Below are 21,276 nucleotides of genomic sequence, written 5' to 3'. Positions count from 1 at the left end.
TAAGTTTTCTCTTAAAGGGTTATGTAAAGACTCTCCGCGTAGAAGTGGAGTTTCAATCAAATGTTGAGTTTCCAGCAATAATAGCTTTCTGGCATGGACGAATGTTCCTGCTACCTTTTGTTTTTAAGGACTATGCAGACAGGGTTTCGGTTCTAATCAGCCGCCACAGAGACGGAGAGGTGGCAGCAAGAGTTATAGAAAAACTGGGATTCTCTACAGTAAGGGGATCAACAGGAAAAGGCAAGGGAGGAGAAAGGGCTTTTTTAAAGATGATAGAGCTCTTAAATAGCGGGAAGTCTGTTGCGATAACTCCAGACGGGCCAAAAGGTCCAAGAGAAGTTTTTAAAACCGGAGCAGCAAAGCTCTCAATACTTACAGGAGCTCCTATCTATCCCGTAACTTTCTCGACTTCTAAAGGAAAAAAACTCTCCTCCTGGGATAGATTCCTGATTCCTTATCCTTTCAGCAAATGTAAAGTTATAGTAGGTAAGCCAATCTATCCCGAAAAAAATGAGGATACTGAGTCTTTTAGAAAAAGGTTAGAATTAGCGTTGAAGAACCTGACGAATCGGTGTGACAGGGAGATGGGATGGAAAACCTGATTGCAATCATTTCAGATTATGGCCTTAAAGATCACTATGTCGGAACTGTTCACGGCGTAATAAGAAATATTAATCCAGAAGCAAAAATCGTTGATATTACCCATAATGTTAGACCATTTGATCTAGTCGACGCTGCTGTTAAATTTAAGTGGTCATTCAACTACTTTCCAAGGGGAACTGTCTTCTTAATTCTTGTTGATCCTGATCCCACCGCGGAACCAATAATTGTTTCCACAGAAAGATTCTTTATCGTTTGTCCAAACAACGGCGTTGGAAGCCTTGTTTTTCAGGAAGAACCTCCAGAAGCCGTTTACAGAATAACCGCTGAACACTACTTCTTAGAAGGATCAGGAAATTTCAGAGGACGTAACATACTTACCCCAATAGCTGCTGAGCTGTCAAGGCTTCAGGCTGCTTACCACTTAGGTGAAGAGATGGATCTTTCCCGCTTAAAAAGATTTAGAATACCCTCTCCCGTCGAAATCTCACCTGGTATCTTTGAAGCAATAGTTCTTGACATTGATAACTTTGGGAACCTGATTCTCAACATGGAAAATAAAGGTAGCTTACCCAGAGCAATTGAAATGAACGGAGTTAGAATAGAGAAAAGCTCCGAATCGTTTTCAGGATTCCAGAAAGGAGAACTTTTTGTATCAACTAATCCAGAAGGACACTTTCAAATAGTTGCCTACATGGGATCTGCTGCTCACATTTTAAAGGCAAAAAGAGGAATGAAAGTCAGAGTGGAGTTTTAAATGTGGGATGGTGTTTACGATGTAATCGTTGTTGGTGCAGGGCATGCGGGTTGTGAGGCAGCTTTAGCCGCTGCAAGAATGGGGTGCAGGACCGCCCTCTTTACAGTCAACGTTGACAGAATAGCTGAAATGTCCTGTAACCCTGCAATCGGTGGAGTTGCCAAGGGAACGGTTGTAAGGGAGATTGATGCCCTTGGCGGCGAAATGGCGAAGAACATAGACGAAACAGGAATACAGTTCAGGATTTTAAATAGAAGGAAAGGTCCTGCTGTAAGAGCTCCAAGAGCTCAGGCTGACAAGTACGCCTACAGAGATAGAATGCGCCGCGTTATTGAGAATACAGCAAACCTCGACGTTATCCAGCAGATAGTTGATGACATAATCGTTGAAGATGGAAAAGTCAAAGGTGTTGTCACCCACATCGGCGCAAGGTATGGAGCAAAAGCTGTAGTTGTAACGGCAGGAACCTTTTTAAAGGGAAAGATATTCATCGGCTTTAACGAGTTTGAAGGCGGCAGAATGTGGGAACCTGCTGCAAATAAACTCTCCGATTTCTACCTTAGACATGGCTTCAGGGTGGCAAGACTCAAAACCGGAACTCCAGTAAGGCTTGACGGGACAACGATCAACTTTTCAAAGATGGAAAGGCAGGATGGCGACGAGCCACCACCGTTTTTCTCCTACTGGACAGAACCAAGGAAAATTGAACAGATTCCCTGCTGGCTTACATATACAACTCCAGAGACCCACAGGATAATCAGTGAAAACCTTCACCGCTCTCCAATGTACGGAGAGTGTAAACTAATTAGCGGTGTTGGGGTTAGATACTGTCCATCCATTGAGGATAAAATCGTAAAGTTCCCGGAAAAAGAGAGACACCACGTCTTTGTTGAACCAGAGGGAAGAAACACGATTGAATTCTATCCAAATGGAACCTCCACAAGTCTTCCATTTGACGTTCAGGAGAAGATAATTCATTCGATTCCGGGACTCGAAAATGCAAAGATAATAAGACCAGCCTACGCCATTGAGTATGACTTCGTTGACCCAACACATCTCTATCCCACCCTTGAAACAAAAATCATTCAGGGACTTTTTAACGCCGGTCAGATAAATGGAACAACGGGCTATGAAGAAGCTGCCGGTCAGGGAATCGTTGCAGGTATAAATGCTGCCCTTTATGCCCTTGGCAAAGATGAAAGGTTTATTCTCGGAAGGGATGAAGCCTACATAGGTGTCATGATTGATGACCTTGTAAACAGAGGAGTGAGAGAACCCTACAGGCTATTCACTTCCCGTGCTGAATACAGACTCCTTTTGAGATGCGACAATGCAGACTACAGGCTCGCAAAGTACGGCTACAGGTTTGGTCTTTTAACAAGGGAACAGTACGAGAGGGTTAAGAGAAAGTACGAAACTGTTAAGGTCTTCATCGAGAAACTAAGGGAAGTGAAGGTAAAACCTGAGGTTATTAATCCGGTGCTTGAAAAAGCTGGTTCAACTCCTCTGAAGGAGAGTAAAACTGTATATGAAATCCTGAAGAGACCAGAAGTCAAGTTAGAAGAAATACTAAAGGTTATTTCTTTCGAACTTGATATAGAAGATAGAAAGCTTCTGGAAGAGATCTTAGAAGAAGTTGAAATCGAAGTTAAGTACGAAGGCTACATAAAGAGACAGCTTGAGGAGGTTAAGAGGTTCAGAAAACTTGAGAATGTTAAGATCCCGCCAGATTTTGATTATGATATCGTTCCTATTTCAACAGAGGAGAAACAGAAGCTGAAAGAGATGAAACCGTTAACACTTGGACAAGCTGCAAGGCTTGAAGGGATAAGACCTGCCTCAATTCCGATACTTGCCATCTACATAGAGAAGTGGAAAAAAGGAGAGCTAAAACGTGAGTCTTGAGAGACTGAAGGAGCTCTGTAAACTCAACAGTATAGAGTTATCAGAAAAGCAGTACGAGAAGTTTGAAAGGTACAGGGATCTCCTCAAAAAGTGGGGAAAGAGGATTAATATAACCTCCATCCTCAACGATAAGGAAATTGAAGAAAAGCACTTCTTTGACTCTCTCCTTGGACTAAAAGCCCTTGAAATCTATGGTTTCGACTATCATAACAAACATCTCGGAGACGTCGGTTCCGGAGGAGGATTTCCTGGAGTTCCACTGGCAATAGCTATTCAGGATTCAACCTTCGACCTCATTGAATCCCGACACAAAAGGTGCGTCTTTTTAGAACAGGTAAAGAGAGAGTTAAAACTTTCAAACGTTAAGGTTCTCTGCTCGAGAGTTGAATCTGTGGATGGAAATTACGACATGCTCTTAATGAGAGCCGTTGAGGATCCTATCGAAGCTATAGAAATAACAAAGCACCTACTCGAAAAAGGAGCTATCCTTTGCATATATAGAGGAAAAGAACGGTTTTCTCAAAAACTCCCTGGTTATCAAATAGAAGAAATTTCCTTTGAACCAGTAGGATTTGCTTTTAAGAGACACTTTCTCTTTATCAGAAAAGTTAAACCATAACTAACTTTATTTTAAATACTTCTTTAAAATCATCCTTAACCTTTAGCGTAATGTTCTGCCTAACTCTAAACCTTCTCCAGTTAAGGTTAACACCAACTGGAATGGCGTTTGTTCCACCTGAGCCGCTAAAGGAGAGAAACTCAACTTCACTTTTAGATGGGATTCTTATGGTCTTATTAGAAGAAACAAGGATTTCCCTACCGTTTATCCTTAAATTTGCTGTATAAATTCTTTTCTCATTCAAAATTTTTTCACAATTTTCAATTAAGGTATCAAAGTTGGGTTTTATTTCAACATTGAAAATTTTAAAAAACTCTTTCAACATCAAAAGATGAATCTTAACCTTTGTTTCGAGATCGGGAAGTTGCTTTGAAGCTTCAAGACAGTAAGCTTGAGTGCTACATTTTGAAAGACAGTAATAAGTTAAGGAACGTCTTTGCTCAGGATGTTTCGTGTTCTTTGAGAAGGTGTGAGTATTAAAAACAGGAATTTTCCATCTTCTATTCTTAATTTTACTGTTTACTTCATTAGCAACAGTTCTTGCAGTCTTCCCAAGTTCAAAATTCTTATATCTTTCCTCATCTATTACTATACACTGCCCCCAAAATTTCTTGTTTAGAGCGTGAAATCCAAAGCCATCGTGGAGTGAAAGAACAACGTCAGGTTTTACCTCTTTTATAAGTCTTTTAAGTCCAACAACATAAGGATAGTCAGGGTCTTTTTTAGAAATTTCTGCAAATTTTCTATTCATATCTCCATTGTAACCTCTGACATTAGCAAGAATAGAGATAAAATTACTTCGTGGAGCAATAAAGAGTTCCCCTCTTTCCACTTCAACCTGTCTCAAAATCTCTGCTGCCTTGTAGGCTCCGGGTTCGTTTCCGTGGACTCCTCCTACAAGAAGAATCTTTCCTCCACGTTTTTTTCCCTGTTTATAAACAGTCTGAAACTTTATCTCCGGCAAAACAATGTGAATTCCTCCTCCCGTAGCTCCAAAAGCACTTTCTGAGAAAGGAAGCAAAAGAGTGGAACTTAGAACCCCTCTTACAAACTCTCTTCTCCCAAGATTTTCCATTGCTTTCCTTCTTTAATTACATAAAGTAATTTTTTTCCTTTAGAATTAAAATTGTTAGATTTGTAGTCGAGGTCAAGACTTACAACATAAATGTTACCAAATTCTAATAATCTTCCGTCTTTTGATATGGAAATATTGGAAATGTTAATCTTTATCCACTTTTTCTGGCTTGTAACTCTTTTCTTGTGCTTTACCCATTCTCTATAACCACCATTTTTCCATACAAAATGCTTAGAGTACAGAGACAGGTACTCCTCAATATTCTTAGGAGTGTCTTCCCAAGCTTTTTTCCATCTCAAGACAAAGTCAAGGAGAGACTTTTGCTCATCTATATAACTTTCTTTTGTAGAGTAACTAAGTTCCGATACAACTATTACGGGAGTTAACCTTGGTTTTATGATTTTCCTCAATTCCTCAAGATATTCATTTCTCAAAGCTATACAGCCATTTGTACTGTGTGGAGGTCTGTTTGGATTATCTGTTCCATGAATCCAAATTCCGTGACCGTTTCTTTTGAGAATTTTTCTGTCAAGAATGTTGGGATAGTTCAAAGGATAGGCTCCTATTCCGTACATCTTCGGCAGATTAGTTCTCCAGTAGAGAGGGAAGTAGATCCCTTCTGGAGTTCTGAGATCCCCTTCTTCTAATTTATCTCCCGGTCTCTTTCCTGTTATGCAAGGGAATTTCTTTTCAATGTATGGTACACCTTTGTTGATTCCCACCACATAGAGAATCTCCCTTGTTTTATCAACAACAATCGCCTTTGTCGATTCAGGAAGGAGAAGAACGTTAGACACTATCTTCTTAGGGTAGAGTCCTTTGAGGAGTTCCTTTGCTTTCTCATCTTTCCCGGCATAGAAAAGCAAAAGAACTTGAAGCTTTATTCTCTCTTCTTGAGGCAGCTTATCTATTTCTCTTAGTATCTCATCAGGACTTAAAATCCCTATCTTATTGATAAGCTCGTCAAGACTTCCACCTCTAACGGAAGAAAAAGAAAGTAAGAAAACCAGCACGAAAAGAATTATTCCCCGCATTCAGCTCTCCAACGTCTGAATTTGGGGAATTTTATCATTAAATAATCGAACTAAGCTCGTCCACGATCTCCTCAACATCTTTTTTACAAACCTCTTTTCTCGTTGCAAAGTCCTCTATTCGACCAGAAAGCCAGAAGAGATACTGGGCACTTTTGAAGTTTTCCTCGATTTTTCCTCTCATCACAGGTCTGAAATAACCGATAGGCCTTGACCAGAGTGTTACATCTTCTGAGTTACACTTTTCGCACTTTGTTTTTCTACCAACCATCTTGTGACCACATGAGTTACACGTTGTCAGAAATGGTGTCTTTGTCAGGTACTGGATCGGAAAGTTCCTTATTATCCCGAAAATGAGCTTTTCCTGTTCCTCCGGTTTCATTTCTTCAGCGGTGAAGATATGGAAAATGCTTCCTCCCGTTGCGTAGGATTGAAAATGGGAATTCACATCTATCTGCTTCAGTAAATCTCCTTCTTGAAATGGAGCCTGAAAGCCTGAAGTCAAAAAAACCCTTCTGGATGACGGATCACCATTAACGTAAATTCTGGCCTTTACTTTCTTAGTAACTTCCATCTTCCACCCCTACCAGATCAAACAATTTTTCACCGAATTTAACAATAGACTCTTTTATAAAGAGGTTCAAGTATGGATCTTTGGAGATTTTATAATCTTTCTCACCATTCAAAACATCAGCTATGGCATTTGCAAATTGTAGATCTTTTTCTGCCATTTTGCACGCTGCATTCTCACTGGGAGCATACTCAAGAGAGTAGAGCACTTTGTCTCTTTCCATAAATTGTTGAAGTTTTTCGTAAAAATACTGAGCTATCTGGTGAGCATATTCCTTTGCTTCATCGTTGAAGAGCCCACCTTTGAAACCTGCATTCACCATTCCTTCATGGACTCCAACAATAGAAAAGATGTTAAACAGAGAACGATCATCTTTTTGATAATATGAGAGATAAGAGAAAAGATCGTTCCAGTGTTTTCTGAGCCACTTTCTCTTTCTCTGTAGAGCTCTTGCTCCCACGTCCATCGTATAATCAATCATTCTCTTTAGAAACTCAAAATCATCCTTAGCAAGGAATAGTAATCTGTTCATGTTGATCGCATATACACCGATTCCTCCAACGCCACTTCCGGAGTGAAAAGGATTTGAACCTGTAACTGCTTCTACTTGGGAAATGTTAAACAACATTCTGCAACAGTTAGAATAGATCATTCCTTCGTCAAAAGGCTTTATGTAAGGGTTTTTCTGTTTGTAGATTGAGGGTTTTTCAAAGGGCTCTCTCAGATAGTTCTGGACGTAGAATCCTCCGAAGTACTCACTCCCTCTTAAAAGTAACTTCCATGCAGGATTATTCCTGTCAAAGTCTTCAGTAATATTCACAGTTATGAGCGGAAAAGTGAAGGGATTACCGTCAGCATCTCCCTTCCTCATCGCTTTTATAAAGGCTGTGTTTATCCTATCAAAGTAGTGGGAAGGAATTTGATTGTAAGTAATGTTTAAGAACTTTCCGGCATAGACTACAGGCTCATACTTGAGTCTGCTGTTGGGTTTCCCAAAATCTAAGGTGATGTTTGAAAATGGAGAGTTTCCACTTCTGAACGGCAGGTTAATGTTGTAGAGAAACTCTTGCCAGAGGTTTTCAAGGTCATAGTCTGAGTAGCTTTTTTTCCCTTCCTTTTCAAGGTGATAGAGGTATCCAGCAGCAACTGTTGAGAGGTCGTTAAGGGAAGTTGCTCCCGAAACTTCCTGAGCTATAAGACAGATGAGGTTCGCACACTGCATGAAGAGTGTTTCAAGTCTCTTTGGAGGAGCAGCCCTTCTCTCATTCTTAGCGTTACTTCTAAGTCCATAGAACGCAATATCTTTGGCCGATAGACCAATACAGTAAGCACTGAGACGGTATGTTTGATGGTGATATGCCCACCCCTCTTCGTGGTGAACTCTTACAGGAAGTCCTCTATAGATAACCTCAAAGAGGTAATCTTTCATTACCTCGCCAGTTACAACGTGCTCTAAGACAGGAACACCTCTAACAAAGTTGGCATTATTCCTGGAGATGTCATCATTCTCGATGAAAAGATCGATGAGCTTAAAGTACTTGTTTGTCATATCTATCCCTCCACAGGGTAAAACGGATTGAACTGATGTGGGAGGGATTCTAACAATTTTCTAAGTTCGTTCTTGTCTTCTGGTAATAGTAGAGGATACTCCACCGTTCGGAAGATTGTGTAGGGAAGAGAGTATTTCCTTATTATCTCTATTGTTATTTTTAGTTTTTTAGAATAATCATAAATAACTGCATTATCTAAATCAGATTTTGTAAAGAGTATTGTTTTAAAGCGTTCCAGTTCCTGAGGGGTATACTCATCCTTGATGGGGATCTTTACATCAACGGCGAAACCGTCAACCAATCTTTCTTCTATTAGCTGCTGAACTACTTCAGGGTTTGTTCCATTTGTATCAACTCTGACTGGAAAGCCAAGAGATTTAATGAAGTTTAATCCTTCTTTTAAATTCTTCTCAAGGGTTGGCTCTCCACCGGAGATGATTATCAATTCTACTCCAAGGAGTTTAAGCATTGAAAGTTTTTCTTCTAACTTCTGATAGGTTATCTTTTCCTTTTTCTCGCTATATGCATGACGGTTGTGACACTGGTAACAGTTAAGGTTACAAAGATCTATTTCTGTGTAGAGAACAGCAGACTGAATACCAGGGTGATCTCTGAAGGTAACCGGAATATCAACATCGAGGAAGGGGGAGACCCCCATCAGGCCTCCCTCAATCCATTGGCAACAGTTAACATATTCTTGAGAGCTGGAATCACCTCTTCCCATCTCCTGGTCTTGAGACCACAATCGGGGTTGATCCAGAAGTTCTCTTTTGTAATAACCCTTAAAGCTCTTTCTACAATCTCTATCATCTCCTCAGAAACTGGAACATAAGGGGAGTGAATATCCCAGATTCCAAGCCCTATCTGTCTATCAAAGTTTACCTTCTCGAATGTTTCTATGATATCACCTTTTGACCTTGATGCCTCGATCGAAATCACATCAAAGTCCATGTCTATTATGTAATCTATTATCTCTCCAAACTCAGAATAGCACATGTGAGTATGAATCTGTGTTTCAGGTTTAACTGAAGAGTGGCAGAGTCTGAATGACTTAATAGCCCAGTCGAAGTACTCCTCCCAGTTTCTCTTCTTGATTGGAGCTTTTTCCCTGATGGCCGGTTCATCAATCTGAACAATCTTAATTCCAGCCTCTTCGTAATCCTTTATCTCGTCTTTAAGAGCAAGTGCTATCTGATAGGCAACTTCTGATGTTGGAATGTCTTCCCGCACAAAACTCCAGGCGATGATTGTCACAGGACCTGTAAGCATCCCCTTGACAGGTTTTTCTGTTAAGCTTTGAGCAAAAGTTATCTCATCAATTGTCATCTTTCCGTCTCTTTCAACGTCTCCGTAGATGATAGGTGGACGATAACACCTGGTTCCATAGGAGATTATCCAGCCATTTCCGGTTGTCGCAATTCCCTTCATCTTTTCGGCAAAGAACTCAACCATGTCTGTCCTTTCAAACTCACCGTGGACAAAGACATCAAGGTCAAGGTCTTCCTGAATCCGAATAGCTTTTGCAATCTCTCCCCTAATAAACGTTTTATAGTCTTCCTCAGAAAGTCTTCCCTTCCTGTAGAGAAGCCTTACCCTTCTAACTTCCTCTGTCTGTGGAAAACTTCCAATTGTTGTTGTCGGGAAGAGAGGCAGGTTGAGAACTTCCTGCTGTTTCTTGATTCTCTCTTTATATTCCGGCTTTCTGATAAAGTCCTCTTCTCTCAGGTTCTTAACCCGCTCTCTAACAGATGGAATCTCTCCAAAGGAGCTTCCGATTCCAGAAATCCACTTTCTTGCCTCTTCTTCATCTCCTGAAAGAACTTGAGAAATTAACTGGAGCTCCTTCAGTTTTTCTTCTGCGAAAGCTACTTTCTTTAGGAGTTCTTCTGGAAGCGTTGCTCCTGCAAGGCTTACAGGAAGATGGAATAGCGGTGCAGCATTTGTTATGACGACATCAAACTTCTCTGAAAGCTCCTTAATCAGTTCAGCTATCTTAAAGAGGTCATTCCTCCAGACATTTCTGCCGTCAACAACACCAGCAAAAAGTCTTTTCCCTTTAGGGTCAATCTCTTTAAGCTGTGCGAGATTCTCACCCCTGTCGTGAACAAGGTCAACACCAATACCAGAAACTGGAAGGTCAAAAAGTTTCTGGAGGTTGTCAACGCTATCGTAGTAGGTAAAGAGATTTATTTCAGCATTGGCGTTCTCAAAAGCCTTGTAAGCCTCTTCTAACAGCTTCCACTCTTCATCTGCTAATTCCATAACAAGAGCTGGATCCTCAAGGTGAACAGACTTAAAACCTCTTTCGTTTATGTACTGGACAAACTTTTCTGTAAGTTCCTTTAGAGCCTCTCCAAAAGACTCTTCTGGAAGATTCTTGGATAGCTTGAGGAACGTAAACGGAGCTATGAGGTGAACGTTCTCCGTTGCTCCTTCGTGTCTGTCCCAGACCGGTTTTGAGACTTTGAATTCAGGCTTTTTTCCTTCAAAGTCTGGAACTAAGTAGTGGTAGTTTGTGTTAAACCACTTTGTCATCTCAAGGGCATTCTTACCCCTACAGAGGTTGAAGTACTCCTCAAGAGTCTCTGTCTCGTAGACTCCAAAGAGGAGCGCAACGTCCAGCATTGGATCGTAGAGGGTCATTTCACCCTGAGGGTGAGCATCCACGTACTTTCTGTACGTCTCCTCCCTCTTTTTATTGAGCTCCTTGATGCCGGTTAGGAGCTCTTCTTCTGTTACTCTCTGGCTCCAGTACCCTTCAATGAGCCTTTTGAACTCTCTCTGTTTCCCCAGTCTGGGGAAACCGTAAGCGTACGTTTTCATTTCTCTACCTCCTGCGGTGTTTTGTTTTAAACACCTGCAGGAAGCTCTAAGGCGGGAAAAGAAAAAGGAATCCCCTCTTCTTTCCCGCGCCCCGAACCCCCGCAGGACGCGAAGGGGCAGGTATTTCACCTACCCATCACGGGCCGGTCTCCCGGCTCGCAGGGCTTAAACAGGCTTTAACCTTCCCGGAAAGGGAGCTTCTCACCCACACTCTCCAGTGGTTAAAGCCCAGCAATCTCCCTGCTCACGGTTGCGAGGACAGCGCCGGACTTTCACCGGACTTCCCGTTCACCCGTGACGAGGTCAATTTTAGGAATTTTGGAATTTTTGGCAAATTTCTTGTTATACAATTTGCAGTAATGGAAATCGGAGGTAGCAATGAAGATAAAGGTTACCGACGGGAAAATTTACATGGAGTTTGAAAACGGCGATGAAGCCTTTATTACCTTTGGAATTGAAGAAAAGAAGAAGGTTATTGTTGTCAGCACAACTTACGTTCCGGAAAGTCAGAGGGGTAAAGGAATAGCTGGAAAGCTTTCTGCAAAACTTGTTGAGTATGCTGAAGATAACGGCTACAAAATCTATCCTCTATGCTCCTATACACAGAAGTACCTTGAAAGAAAAAGACCAGATCTCATAGCCCAATAGGAGAATTCATGGAAGCTGTCATTACAACCGATAGAAAACCAACTCCCGAAATGATAGAAGAAGCAAAACGGCTCGCCGAAAAGTTTAACACCACCTATGTCAAAAGACGCCACAGAACCATCGAGTCGATAAAGAAAGAATTCGAAAAGAATGTTCTCGTTGTTGGAAAGGATTTAAATCTCACACTCCATACTCTCTCCGGTAAAAAACTCTTCTTCCATCCAGGTCTTTTTAAGATAAGGCTCCTCAATTACATTGCAACAGGCCATGAAGCAATGATTGAGGCAATGGATCTGAAGGAAGGAGAAACGGTACTTGACTGCAACCTTGGACTTGCCCAGGATGCTCTACTTGCAGCTTTTGTTTCAAAGAGGGAAATTTTAGGAGTTGAAAAGGATCCTGTGATCTACGAGATAGTAAGAAGGGGGCTTGAAAGATACAAACCGGAAGGGAAACTCAAAGTTGCGGAATTTGCTTTTAAGTTGATTAAGCCCACCAATGCAGATAACTATGAATTCCTAAAAAACCAGCCAGACAAATCATTTGATGTCGTTTACTTCTCTCCAATGTTCATAAAACCAAAATGGCACTGTGATGTTATGGCCCCTTTTAGAGAGGTGGCCGTAAAGGATTTTGTTTCCTTAGAAACTCTAAAAGAGGCAGAGAGAGTTGCGCGGAAAAGGGTAGTCATAAAGGTAAACAAAGGCGTAAAGGAACTATTTCCCTACCTTTCAGACTACAATCTTCAATCCAGTTCCACAAATGTTGAATATCTCTACAAAATTTTGTAGGGGGATGTAACGGAATCTGTGTCTCCCCCTTTAAGTATGTAGATTACTTGAAAGGACTAACAATTCCAATATGAAATGTTTAATAAAATTCTTGTTTTTAAAAGAAACCAGAGACAGAAAATTTAAGTGGTAACAGCACTGCCAGTAAGTAGGATCCATCTACTATCCCCTTACATGTCTAAAATTTACTATTGAAGCAGGAACCCATATCCAATCTGGAGGAGAGATGAAAAAGATCACTGTCGTTAAGAGAAAAGGTGTTAGAGAACCTCTTAACATAGAAAAGATAAGGAAGGTCATAAACTGGGCAGCGAAAGGACTAAACATAAACACCCTAAAACTGGAGGCAAAGCTCAAACTTCACTTCTTTGATGGAATTACAACCAGACAGATTCATGAATCCGTTGTGAATACAGCTCTCCAACTCACAACTCCAGAAGAACCAGACTGGAGAATACTTGCCGGAAGGCTCTTTATCTTTAACCTCTACAAAGAAGTCTCTATCAGAAGGGGAACTTCAAAACTCGCTTACGTTGGTGGTGGTAAAGAGTATTTAAAGGTTGTAAAAGATCTTGTAGAAAAGGGACTTTATACTGACGAAATTCTTAAAAGTTACTCAGAAGAAGAGCTCATTGAGGCTGGAGACTATCTAAAACTTGAGTATGACTTTCTCTACGACTATGCAGGAGCAAATCTCCTTGCCAAGCGCTATCTCTGTATATATGAGGACTTCCCGATTGAACTTCCTCAGGAAATGTACATGTCCATTGCTCTCATGCTCGCAAAAAATGAACCGAAAGAAACAAGACTCAAAACTGCTAAAAGATTCTATGACCTGATTGCTGGAAAGAAGCTCTCCCTTGCAACGCCAATCCTCATTAACCTCAGACGTCCAAATGGAAACCTCTCCTCCTGTTTCATTACAGCGATGGATGATAACCTTGATTCAATTATGTACACAGCAAACCAGGTTGCCCAGATATCAAAGAGAGCTGGAGGTGTTGGGGTTAATCTCTCAAGAATCAGAGCTCAGGGCTCCTGGATTAAAAAGGTCTTCGGCGCAAGTGGTGGTGTTGTTCCATGGATAAGAATCCTGAACGATATAGCCGTAGCGGTAAACCAGGAAGGCAAAAGAGCTGGTGCCGTTACCGTTGCCCTTGACGTCTGGCATCTCGATATCTTCGATTTTCTTGAACTAAAGACAGAGAATGGTGATCTGAGAAGAAAAGCTTTCGACATTTTCCCACAGGTGGTCATTCCAGATCTTTTCATGGAGAGGGTTAAGTACGACCAGGATTGGCTTCTTGTTGATCCTTATGAAGTCGAAAAGAAGTTCGGATTTAAGCTCTATGAACTCTGGGGAGATGAGTTTGAGAAGGCTTACATGCAGATTGAAAACGAGAGCTCTAAACTGAAGCTGAAAAAGAAAGTAAGAGCCAAAGAGCTCCTGAAAGAGATTCTGAAAACTCAGGTTGCCACAGGTCTCCCCTATATATTTTTCAAGGATACTGCAAACAGACTAAACCCTCTCAAGCACGACGGCTATATTGGAAATGGAAATCTCTGTATGGAGAGCTTCTCAAACTTTAAGCCATCTAAAAGCTTCAAGACCTACATGAAGGATGGAAAGGTTATCAGTGAAGTTGAAGAACCGGGACTTGTTCACACCTGTAACCTCCTCTCAATAAATCTTGCAAACATAGAGAACGATGAGGAACTGGAAGAAGCTGTAAGAACTGCCGTTAGAATTCTTGACAACACAATAGAGCTTACAGCTCCTCCAATCCTTGAAAGCAAGCTCCACAACGACAAATACAGAACAATCGGAATTGGAACACTCGGACTTGCAGATTATCTTGCAAAGAGAGAAATACCTTACGGCAGACAATCCCTCGACGTAATAGATGAACTCTACGAGAAGATAGCCTACTACGGAATTGATGAAAGCATAAATCTTGCAAAAGAGAGAGGAAAATTCCCTGCTTATGAAGGATCAGACTGGAGTAGGGGAATAATCATTGGCAAGAACAGAGAATACCTTTCAGAAAAGACAAATCTAAAGGAAAAGTGGCTGAGTCTCTTAGAAAAGCTTGAAAAGTATGGCATCAGAAATGGCCAGCTCTTTGCAATAGCCCCAAACACGAGCTCTGGACTTCTTCAGGGAGCAACTCCTGGAGTTTTGCCACCGTTCAGCAGGTTCTACATCGACAAGAACCAGAAACAGGCTGTACCAATATGCCCTCCATACCTACGGGAGAGATTCTGGTTCTACAGAGAGAGCAAATACATGGATCAGAAAGAAGTTGTAGAGGTCATCTCAACAATCCAGAAGTGGGTCGATAGTGGAATTAGCATGGAACTCCTCTTCAACCTCAACCTTGGAATAAGAGCAAAAGACATATACGAAACCGTCATGTACGCATGGGAAAAAGGTGTCAAAACAATCTACTACATCAGAACTGTTCAGAAGGACAGCGAGGCAGAGCTCTCAAAGAAAGATGAATGCATAGCCTGTGCAAATTAACTAAAACCGATCTTACTGTGAACCATTTTATGGAGGTAACAATGTCTGACATAAGAAAAGAACTCTTGAAACCAAGACCTATCTTTAATCCAGAAGGAAACGACGATCCTGCAAAACTGGGAATCCTTTACGGTGACACAACAAACATTTTTAACCTTAACGTTATAAAGTACGAATGGGCACCAAAGCTCTACAGGGTCATGATGGCAAACTTTTGGATTCCTGAGACAGTTGACCTGACTCAGGACGTTCAGGATTACAAAGAGTTAACAGACGATGAAAGACAGGCTTACGATGAAATCCTCTCCTTCTTAGTCTTTCTTGATTCCATTCAGACAACAAACATCCCAAACATTGCAGCTTACGTGAAAGCACCCGAGATAACAATTGACCTCTCCATCCACGCCTACCAGGAAGCAATTCACTCCCAGAGCTACGGTTACACAATAGAATCTGTTGTTCCTCCAGAACACAGGGAAGAGGTCTATTACTGGTGGAGAAAAGACCCTATACTCTTTGAAAGGAACAAGTACATAGCCGATATCTACCAGAAGTTCCTTGAAGAACCAACAATGGAAAACTACGGAGAAGTTCTCGTTGGAAACTATCTCCTTGAAGGACTTTACTTCTACAACGGTTTTATGTTCTTCTACAACCTTGCATCTCGTAATCTCATGCAGGGAACAGCAGACATAATCCGTTATATTAACAGGGACGAACTGACTCACGTCATTCTCTTCGAACACTTCATGAAAGATTTGACAGATGAAAACTTCAAGAAGTACCTGCCGAAAGACAAAATCTATGAGATGTTCAAGATTGCAGTTGATCAGGAACAGAGGTTCAGCAAAAAGGTTATTGGAAATAAGATCCTTGGAATGAACGAAAAGTCCATTGAGGATTACACATACTACATCGCAAATAAGAGGCTAAAAGCTCTCGGACTTGAACCCATATTCCCCGACAGACCAAACCCTTATGAGCACCTTGAAAGAATAGCTGATACAGGTGGAGAAGGAAACGTCAGGGCAAACTTCTTTGAGGCAACTGTTACCTCTTATAACCAGGCAAGCGCCGTTGAGGGATGGGATGAAATTTAGGGGAGAAAGTCTCTCCCCTTTTTACAGTTGAACAATGTTAACGTGTGACAGCAACTCTCTTACCCTTTCAGGCTTACAGAGCTTCACTCCTTCTTCCATAACCGTTGCAGTTCCACAGGCCACACCAAATCGCAAAGCCTCTTCCAATTTTTCTCCTCTATGAAGTGCAAATATAAACCCGCCCACCAGGGAATCACCAGCACCAACGGTATTAGCAACTTCAACTTTTGGAGGAATTACCCTTAAAACTCTTTCCTTTGTTGCACAGATTACCCCATATTCTCCAAGAGACACTATCACTACGTCAACACCCCTCCTCACAATCTCTTTTGACGCTTCAACTATCTCATCAATCGAGTAAAGAGGTCTTCCTACCAGTCTTTCAAGTTCATGTTTGTTAGGCTTTATTGCAAATGGAGCTTCAGCAACAGCTTTCTTCAGAATTTCACCATCTGCATCTACAAGTACTCTGGTTCTTGTTCTTTCATAGTTCTTTATAATTGCGGCGTAAAACGTATCTGGCAATCCCGGAGGAACACTGCCACCTAAGATAAGATAGTCCGGTTCTAAATCTTTACAGACTGCATAGTGGAGCTTTTTAATTTCTTCTCTCTTTAACTTAGCACCCCTTGCTGCTATCAGAATATGCTTTCCCTTGTCCTTCTGCTCTAAAATTGTGTTAACTCTCGTTTCATTATCCACTTCAACAATAATGCATCCAACTTCTTCTTTCTCAAGAAGCTTTTTTACACACTTACCAATACAACCACCCAGAGGAACAACTAAATGGGGATTTTCTTCAAATCTTGCAACAACCCTTGCTGCATTAACCCCCTTCCCACCAGGAGAGAGGAATGGATTTTCGACTCTATTTGTATCATCTTCTTTTAAAACTCCTGTGTAATAATAGACGTCAAGACAGGGATTTGGACAGACCGAAAGTATCATCTCCCCTCCAAGATTATGACAGTTCTTATTTAGAAGTTTATAAAATAAACTTCAAATCACCAGCTTTTTTTTAAAAAAAAGTACATGATTAAGAATATGCAGGCAGCTTAATGGAAAGTTTGAGACATAGACCAAGAAGGAGTTGTATGAGAAGATTATGATTGCTTTATTAAAAGGGCTTCCTCAAAGGGAAGCCCTTTATTTTTTTCTTATTTCTTCAACTACAACTCTCTTTCAACCTGTTCTGTCGTATAGCACTCAATAATATCACCAACTTTAATGTCATTGAAGTTTTCAAGTCCTATACCACATTCGTAGCCAGCCTGAACTTCTCTGACATCATCTTTAAACCTTTTGAGGGACGCAATCTTACCTTCGTAAACAACCACACCGTCTCTGACAAGTCTAACGTTTGCATTTCTTCTGATGACTCCATCTCTTACGTAACAACCGGCAACAGTTCCAACTTTCGGAACTTTAAATGTTGCCCTAACTTCAGCAGAACCGAGGTAAACCTCTTTCTCCTCTGGAGTGAGGAGACCCTGCATAGCCTTCTTAACTTCATCAACAATATCGTAGATAACTCTGTAAGTTCTTACGTCAACTTTTTCTTTCTCCGCAGCTTTCCTTGCGGAAGAATCAGGTCTTACGTTAAACCCTACAACGATTGCGTTAGAAGCAGCAGCAAGCATAATGTCGTTCTCTGTTATTGGACCAACACCAGCATGGATTATTCTGACTTTTACTTCATCTGTTGAAAGTTCCTCGAGTGATTTCCTGATAGCTTCTATAGAACCCTGAGCATCAGCTTTAAGAACAATGTTGAGCTCCTTAACTTCTCCCTGCTGCATCTGAGAGAATAGCTCCTCAAGGGAAACTCTCTTCTCTTTCTCAAGGGCAGACTCTCTTGCCAGCTCCTGCCTCTTCTCTGCAATCTTCCTTGCTGTCTTTTCATCTTTAACAACGTAGAACTTGTCACCGGCTAGCGGAACACCATCAAGACCAAGGACTTCAACAGGTATTGAAGGTCCTGCTTCCTTAACAGGATTTCCTTTATCATCAAACATTGCTCTTATTTTTCCGGCATAAAGACCTGCAACAACAGCATCTCCCGCCTTTAGGGTTCCACTCTGAACGAGGAATGTGGCAACAGGACCTCTCTTCTTATCAAGCTTTGCTTCAAGAACAACGCCACGAGCACTTTTTTCTGGATTTGCCTTGAGTTCCATAAGCTCTGCCTGAAGAGCTATCATTTCAAGGAGCTCATCAACTCCCTGACCGGTCTTCGCAGAGACCGGAACCATTACAGTATCGCCACCCCAGTCTTCTGCAATGAGGCCATGCTGTGTAAGCTCTTGCTTAACCCTATCTGGATTCGCTCCTGGTTTATCAATCTTGTTGATTGCAACAATTATTGGAACACCAGCAGCCTTGGCGTGGTTTATAGCCTCAACAGTCTGTGGCATTACACCGTCATCGGCTGCAACAACAAGAACAGCAATATCTGTTACCTGAGCTCCCCTTGCCCTCATTGCAGTGAAGGCTTCGTGACCGGGAGTATCAAGGAAAACGAGCCTCTTCTTACCTTCGCTTGTATCAACCTCTACAACAGAAGCACCAATGTGCTGGGTGATTCCTCCAGCCTCTCTTTCAGCAACTTTTGTTTTCCTTATGTAATCAAGGAGAGTTGTCTTTCCGTGGTCAACGTGCCCCATAACTGTAATGATCGGAGGACGGGGCTTGAGATCCTCCTCTCTATCTGGTGCTTCTTCAAGTTCTTTCTCGAGGAGAGCTTCTTCTTCCTCTTCACCCTCAAGCTTGACAACTTTACCGTACTTTTCAGCAACCTTTGCAGCTGTTTCAAAATCTATTGGTTGATTTATTGCAATAAACTTTCCAAGTGCAATTAAATCCTGAAGAAGCTGATTGGGTTCTATACCAAGTTTCTCAGCAAACTCTCTTGCTGAGATTACCTCAGGTATAACAACAGTTCTGGCTCTCTCTTCTTCTTCGATGAGCCTTTGAAGCTGTTCCTCTTCCGAGAGCTCCTCAAAAGGAATCTCCTCTTTAACCTCTTCCTTCTTTTTCTTTTTACGCTTTTTCTTCTTGGCTCTGTTTTTCTCCTCGATTTTTCTCATGAGCTCTTCAAACTTCTTCTGATCCTCAAGCTCCTTCTTCTCTCTTTTCTTCTCAGCAAGAATTTCTTCTGCAGTTTTTGGTTTTTCTCTTTCTCTACCCTCTTTCGTAGAAGCAACTAGTTTTTCAAGCTGCTCCCTTGTTACTTTTTCCTCTACAGGCTTTTGCTTTTCTTCTCTTCTTGGTCTTTCTGGTTTCTCTTTTCTTCTTGGAGGTCTTCCCTCTCTACCTTCTACTTTCTCTCCACGTCTTTCCTCTTCACGTTTCCTAAAAGGCTTCCTTCTCCTACGTCTTCTCCTTGCAAGCTCTTCAGGAGAAAGAATCCTCACATCGGATCTTCTTTTTGGTTTCTCCTCTCTTTTCTCTTCCTTTTTCTCTGCTACTACTTCTTCTCTTTCTTGCTGCTCTTCTCTCTTCTCAGGTTTCTCCTCTGTCTCTACCTGAACAATTTTCTCCGGCTTCACTTTTGGAGAAACTTCATCTTCTGCTTTAGCCTCAACTTCCTCTGCTCTTTCCTCTACAAGTACGGGCTCCTCCATCTTCTTCTCAGTAGCAGCAGGCTCCGAAACCTCTACTCGAACAGGCTTGATAAACTCTTTAACAAGCATAACCTGTTTCTCATCAAGTCCAGAGTGAATACTTTTAACCTGTATATCAAGCTCCTCACGAAGCTTTTTAATTAACTCCTTTGATGACATACCAAGCTCTTTTGCAAGCTGGTGAACTCTTACCTTCGCCAAAACGAAACCTCCATCTCTAAACGGTTAGAAACTTCAACATAAATATAAACAGCAGGCGAATTATAGCAATAATTCAAATCAAAAGGCATCCTTTACGTGTTCTATCTCAAACCTCCCATCCCTTTCAACTATCCCAACAACATCAAACCTAACAGAATCATAAGGAATCTTTGTCTCAGAAAGAAATTTGAGAGCAGTCTTTCTGATTTTTCCCTGTTTCCTGTAATCCACCGATTCGAGAGGATTAACCTGAAAGTCTTCAGATCTGAAACGGACTTCAACGAAAACAAGAATTTTCTGAGCTTCATCAAAAGCGATAATGTCAATCTCTCCGAAGAAGCTCCTGTAGTTTTTCCTGATAATAGAGTAGCCTTTCTTCAATAGACACCGGGAAGCTATCTTCTCCCCCTGTTTGCCTCTCTCCCTTCTCTCTGACCCTTCCAAAACTCCTCCTGTGAATGGGAGAAACACCTATTTCCTCTATCCTGTCAATGTGAAATCTGGTTGGATAACCTTTATGCTTTTCAAAACCATAATCGGGAAAAACCTTAGCCAGTTCTTCCATTATAAAATCCCTGACCACTTTTGCAACCACACTGGCACAAGCACAGGAAAAACTTCTTTCGTCACCTTTGACAAGAACTAAAGACCTACCCTCAAATCCTTCTATCTCAAGTGCATCTGTAATCAGAAATTCTGGCTTAACAGAAAGAGAGAAAAGAGCTCTTTTTACTGCCAGCTTTGTCGCGTTCAGTATGTTGATTTCATCTATCTCCAGAGAATCGGCAAAACCAACACCAACAGAAATAGCCTCTTCAAAAATTCTGAAGAAGAGTTCCCTCCTCTTCTTTTCCGTTAACTTTTTTGAATCCCTAAATAAAAAAGGATTGACGTTCTGCGGGAAGATAACTGCTGCTGCCACAACAGGCCCTGCAAGAGGACCTCTTCCCGCCTCGTCAATCCCTGCTATCAGATTGAAACCTTTATCCCAGTACTCTCTTTCAAACTGAAGGATTACTTCTTGGTCATCCACTCTTTCTTCTCTTTAACCTTCGCAGCTTTACCTTTACGCTCTCTGAGGTAGTAAAGTCTTGCCCTTCTTACAATACCTCTCTTGAGAACTTCGATCTTATCTATTACCCTTGTGTTGAATGGAAATGTCCTTTCAACTCCAATTCCGTAGGAGACCTTTCTTACAGTGAAAGTTCCGTCTGTTCCAGAGCCCCTCTTCCTGATAACAACACCTTCAAAAGCCTGAATTCTCTCTTTGTCCCCTTCCTTAACCTTTACGTAAACTCTTACTGTATCTCCAGGTCTGAATTCAGGAATATCTGTCCTGGTATATTTCTCCTGAACCACTTTCATAAGTTCATCAAGTCCAGCCATAATAAAACCTCCCGATTCGTAGTAAAAGGCGAGTGCAAATTTTATGGATTTTCTGAAAAAAGTCAACAAAAA

The 21,276-nt window shown here is 41.4% G+C and carries 19 protein-coding genes and 1 riboswitch; of the genes, 8 read left to right on the top strand and 11 right to left on the bottom strand.

The window, feature by feature from the left end; genetic code table 11:
• Window positions 1-44: 44 nt before the first annotated feature.
• The 4 genes from ACYQ3A_RS06155 to rsmG are packed head-to-tail and all read left to right on the top strand — an operon-like array spanning window position 45 to window position 3,881.
• Complete coding sequence (locus tag ACYQ3A_RS06155; RefSeq protein WP_459896286.1) at window positions 45-602, top strand: lysophospholipid acyltransferase family protein; 558 nt, start codon at window positions 45-47, stop codon at window positions 600-602.
• Window positions 590-1,357, top strand: coding sequence for an SAM hydrolase/SAM-dependent halogenase family protein (locus ACYQ3A_RS06150; RefSeq protein ID WP_459896285.1), 768 nt, complete (start codon window positions 590-592; stop codon window positions 1,355-1,357). The genes ACYQ3A_RS06155 and ACYQ3A_RS06150 overlap by 13 nt, the downstream gene beginning before the upstream one ends.
• Complete coding sequence (gene mnmG / locus ACYQ3A_RS06145) at window positions 1,358-3,262, top strand: tRNA uridine-5-carboxymethylaminomethyl(34) synthesis enzyme MnmG (protein WP_459896284.1); 1,905 nt, start codon at window positions 1,358-1,360, stop codon at window positions 3,260-3,262.
• Window positions 3,252-3,881 carry a 16S rRNA (guanine(527)-N(7))-methyltransferase RsmG gene (rsmG, locus tag ACYQ3A_RS06140; RefSeq protein ID WP_459896283.1) on the top strand — a complete coding sequence of 210 codons (630 nt, stop codon included), beginning with the start codon at window positions 3,252-3,254 and terminating at the stop codon, window positions 3,879-3,881. The genes mnmG and rsmG overlap by 11 nt, the downstream gene beginning before the upstream one ends.
• Here the strand turns inward: rsmG and ACYQ3A_RS06135 are convergent.
• The 6 genes from ACYQ3A_RS06135 to metE are packed head-to-tail and all read right to left on the bottom strand — an operon-like array spanning window position 3,871 to window position 10,931.
• Complete coding sequence (locus ACYQ3A_RS06135; protein WP_459896282.1) at window positions 3,871-4,956, bottom strand: M99 family carboxypeptidase catalytic domain-containing protein; 1,086 nt, start codon at window positions 4,954-4,956, stop codon at window positions 3,871-3,873. The two genes, rsmG and ACYQ3A_RS06135, sit on opposite strands and share 11 nt — an antisense overlap.
• Window positions 4,926-5,990 carry a L,D-transpeptidase family protein gene (locus tag ACYQ3A_RS06130; RefSeq protein ID WP_459896281.1) on the bottom strand — a complete coding sequence of 355 codons (1,065 nt, stop codon included), beginning with the start codon at window positions 5,988-5,990 and terminating at the stop codon, window positions 4,926-4,928. Before ACYQ3A_RS06130 ends, ACYQ3A_RS06135 begins: the two co-directional genes overlap by 31 nt.
• Window positions 5,991-6,027: 37 nt before the next feature.
• The gene (gene nrdD, locus ACYQ3A_RS06125; protein WP_459896280.1) at window positions 6,028-6,561 is read right to left on the bottom strand and encodes an anaerobic ribonucleoside-triphosphate reductase; all 534 of its coding nucleotides are present in this window, start codon (window positions 6,559-6,561) and stop codon (window positions 6,028-6,030) included.
• The gene (nrdD, locus tag ACYQ3A_RS06120) at window positions 6,548-8,107 is read right to left on the bottom strand and encodes an anaerobic ribonucleoside-triphosphate reductase (RefSeq protein WP_459896279.1); all 1,560 of its coding nucleotides are present in this window, start codon (window positions 8,105-8,107) and stop codon (window positions 6,548-6,550) included. The genes nrdD (ACYQ3A_RS06125) and nrdD (ACYQ3A_RS06120) overlap by 14 nt, the downstream gene beginning before the upstream one ends.
• 2 nt (window positions 8,108-8,109) lie before the next feature.
• Window positions 8,110-8,766, bottom strand: a complete 657-nt coding sequence (locus tag ACYQ3A_RS06115) for a radical SAM protein (protein WP_459896278.1) — start codon at window positions 8,764-8,766, stop codon at window positions 8,110-8,112.
• Entirely contained in the window at window positions 8,766-10,931 is a 2,166-nt protein-coding gene (metE, locus tag ACYQ3A_RS06110; protein ID WP_459896277.1) for a 5-methyltetrahydropteroyltriglutamate--homocysteine S-methyltransferase, read from the bottom strand. Before metE ends, ACYQ3A_RS06115 begins: the two co-directional genes overlap by 1 nt.
• 124 nt (window positions 10,932-11,055) lie before the next feature.
• Window positions 11,056-11,242, bottom strand: a riboswitch (cobalamin riboswitch).
• A 67-nt stretch (window positions 11,243-11,309) separates the two neighbouring features.
• On the opposite strand from metE, the gene ACYQ3A_RS06105 reads away from it, so the two are divergent.
• From ACYQ3A_RS06105 to ACYQ3A_RS06090, 4 genes are all read left to right on the top strand, one after another.
• Entirely contained in the window at window positions 11,310-11,579 is a 270-nt protein-coding gene (locus tag ACYQ3A_RS06105) for a GNAT family N-acetyltransferase (protein ID WP_459896276.1), read from the top strand.
• Between the two features lie 8 nt (window positions 11,580-11,587).
• On the top strand, window positions 11,588-12,370 hold the full coding sequence (locus ACYQ3A_RS06100) for a class I SAM-dependent methyltransferase (RefSeq protein WP_459896275.1): 783 nt from the start codon (window positions 11,588-11,590) through the stop codon (window positions 12,368-12,370).
• A 226-nt stretch (window positions 12,371-12,596) separates the two neighbouring features.
• Window positions 12,597-14,894 (top strand): ribonucleoside-diphosphate reductase subunit alpha, encoded by a 2,298-nt coding sequence (locus ACYQ3A_RS06095; RefSeq protein ID WP_459896274.1) that lies wholly within the window; start codon window positions 12,597-12,599, stop codon window positions 14,892-14,894.
• 41 nt (window positions 14,895-14,935) lie between these two features.
• Window positions 14,936-15,994, top strand: a complete 1,059-nt coding sequence (locus tag ACYQ3A_RS06090; RefSeq protein ID WP_459896273.1) for a ribonucleotide-diphosphate reductase subunit beta — start codon at window positions 14,936-14,938, stop codon at window positions 15,992-15,994.
• Window positions 15,995-16,015: 21 nt separating this feature from the next.
• On the opposite strand, the gene ACYQ3A_RS06085 is transcribed toward ACYQ3A_RS06090, so the two are convergent.
• The 5 genes from ACYQ3A_RS06085 to rplS all read right to left on the bottom strand — a co-directional run bounded on the left by ACYQ3A_RS06085 (window position 16,016) and on the right by rplS (window position 21,183).
• Entirely contained in the window at window positions 16,016-16,942 is a 927-nt protein-coding gene (locus ACYQ3A_RS06085; RefSeq protein WP_459896272.1) for a 1-phosphofructokinase family hexose kinase, read from the bottom strand.
• 221 nt (window positions 16,943-17,163) lie between these two features.
• Complete coding sequence (infB, locus tag ACYQ3A_RS06080) at window positions 17,164-19,818, bottom strand: translation initiation factor IF-2 (RefSeq protein WP_459896271.1); 2,655 nt, start codon at window positions 19,816-19,818, stop codon at window positions 17,164-17,166.
• Window positions 19,819-19,896: 78 nt separating this feature from the next.
• Complete coding sequence (locus ACYQ3A_RS06075; protein ID WP_459896270.1) at window positions 19,897-20,199, bottom strand: YraN family protein; 303 nt, start codon at window positions 20,197-20,199, stop codon at window positions 19,897-19,899.
• Complete coding sequence (locus ACYQ3A_RS06070) at window positions 20,141-20,851, bottom strand: ribonuclease HII (RefSeq protein ID WP_459896269.1); 711 nt, start codon at window positions 20,849-20,851, stop codon at window positions 20,141-20,143. The genes ACYQ3A_RS06075 and ACYQ3A_RS06070 overlap by 59 nt, the downstream gene beginning before the upstream one ends.
• Window positions 20,833-21,183: a 50S ribosomal protein L19 gene (gene rplS / locus ACYQ3A_RS06065; protein ID WP_459897435.1), complete on the bottom strand. Its 351-nt coding sequence runs from the start codon at window positions 21,181-21,183 to the stop codon at window positions 20,833-20,835. Before rplS ends, ACYQ3A_RS06070 begins: the two co-directional genes overlap by 19 nt.
• Window positions 21,184-21,276 lie beyond the last annotated feature (93 nt).

It is taken from the genome of Desulfurobacterium crinifex (genome assembly GCF_054656775.1).
Note: the sequence above shows the minus strand (reverse complement) of the source record. Positions and strands in the feature narration are given on the sequence as shown.

Bases quoted from the DNA above. Each gene is read 5' to 3' on its own strand.
- ACYQ3A_RS06150 (WP_459896285.1), top strand. From the start codon at position 590: ATGGAAAACCTGATTGCAATCATTTCAGATTATGGCCTTAAAGATCAC.
- mnmG (WP_459896284.1), top strand. From the start codon at position 1,358: ATGTGGGATGGTGTTTACGATGTAATCGTTGTTGGTGCAGGGCATGCG.
- ACYQ3A_RS06135 (WP_459896282.1), bottom strand. From the start codon at position 4,956: ATGGAAAATCTTGGGAGAAGAGAGTTTGTAAGAGGGGTTCTAAGTTCC.
- ACYQ3A_RS06130 (WP_459896281.1), bottom strand. From the start codon at position 5,990: ATGCGGGGAATAATTCTTTTCGTGCTGGTTTTCTTACTTTCTTTTTCT.
- nrdD (WP_459896280.1), bottom strand. From the start codon at position 6,561: ATGGAAGTTACTAAGAAAGTAAAGGCCAGAATTTACGTTAATGGTGAT.
- nrdD (WP_459896279.1), bottom strand. From the start codon at position 8,107: ATGACAAACAAGTACTTTAAGCTCATCGATCTTTTCATCGAGAATGAT.
- ACYQ3A_RS06115 (WP_459896278.1), bottom strand. From the start codon at position 8,766: ATGGGGGTCTCCCCCTTCCTCGATGTTGATATTCCGGTTACCTTCAGA.
- metE (WP_459896277.1), bottom strand. From the start codon at position 10,931: ATGAAAACGTACGCTTACGGTTTCCCCAGACTGGGGAAACAGAGAGAG.
- ACYQ3A_RS06105 (WP_459896276.1), top strand. From the start codon at position 11,310: ATGAAGATAAAGGTTACCGACGGGAAAATTTACATGGAGTTTGAAAAC.
- ACYQ3A_RS06100 (WP_459896275.1), top strand. From the start codon at position 11,588: ATGGAAGCTGTCATTACAACCGATAGAAAACCAACTCCCGAAATGATA.
- ACYQ3A_RS06095 (WP_459896274.1), top strand. From the start codon at position 12,597: ATGAAAAAGATCACTGTCGTTAAGAGAAAAGGTGTTAGAGAACCTCTT.
- ACYQ3A_RS06090 (WP_459896273.1), top strand. From the start codon at position 14,936: ATGTCTGACATAAGAAAAGAACTCTTGAAACCAAGACCTATCTTTAAT.
- ACYQ3A_RS06085 (WP_459896272.1), bottom strand. From the start codon at position 16,942: ATGATACTTTCGGTCTGTCCAAATCCCTGTCTTGACGTCTATTATTAC.
- rplS (WP_459897435.1), bottom strand. From the start codon at position 21,183: ATGAAAGTGGTTCAGGAGAAATATACCAGGACAGATATTCCTGAATTC.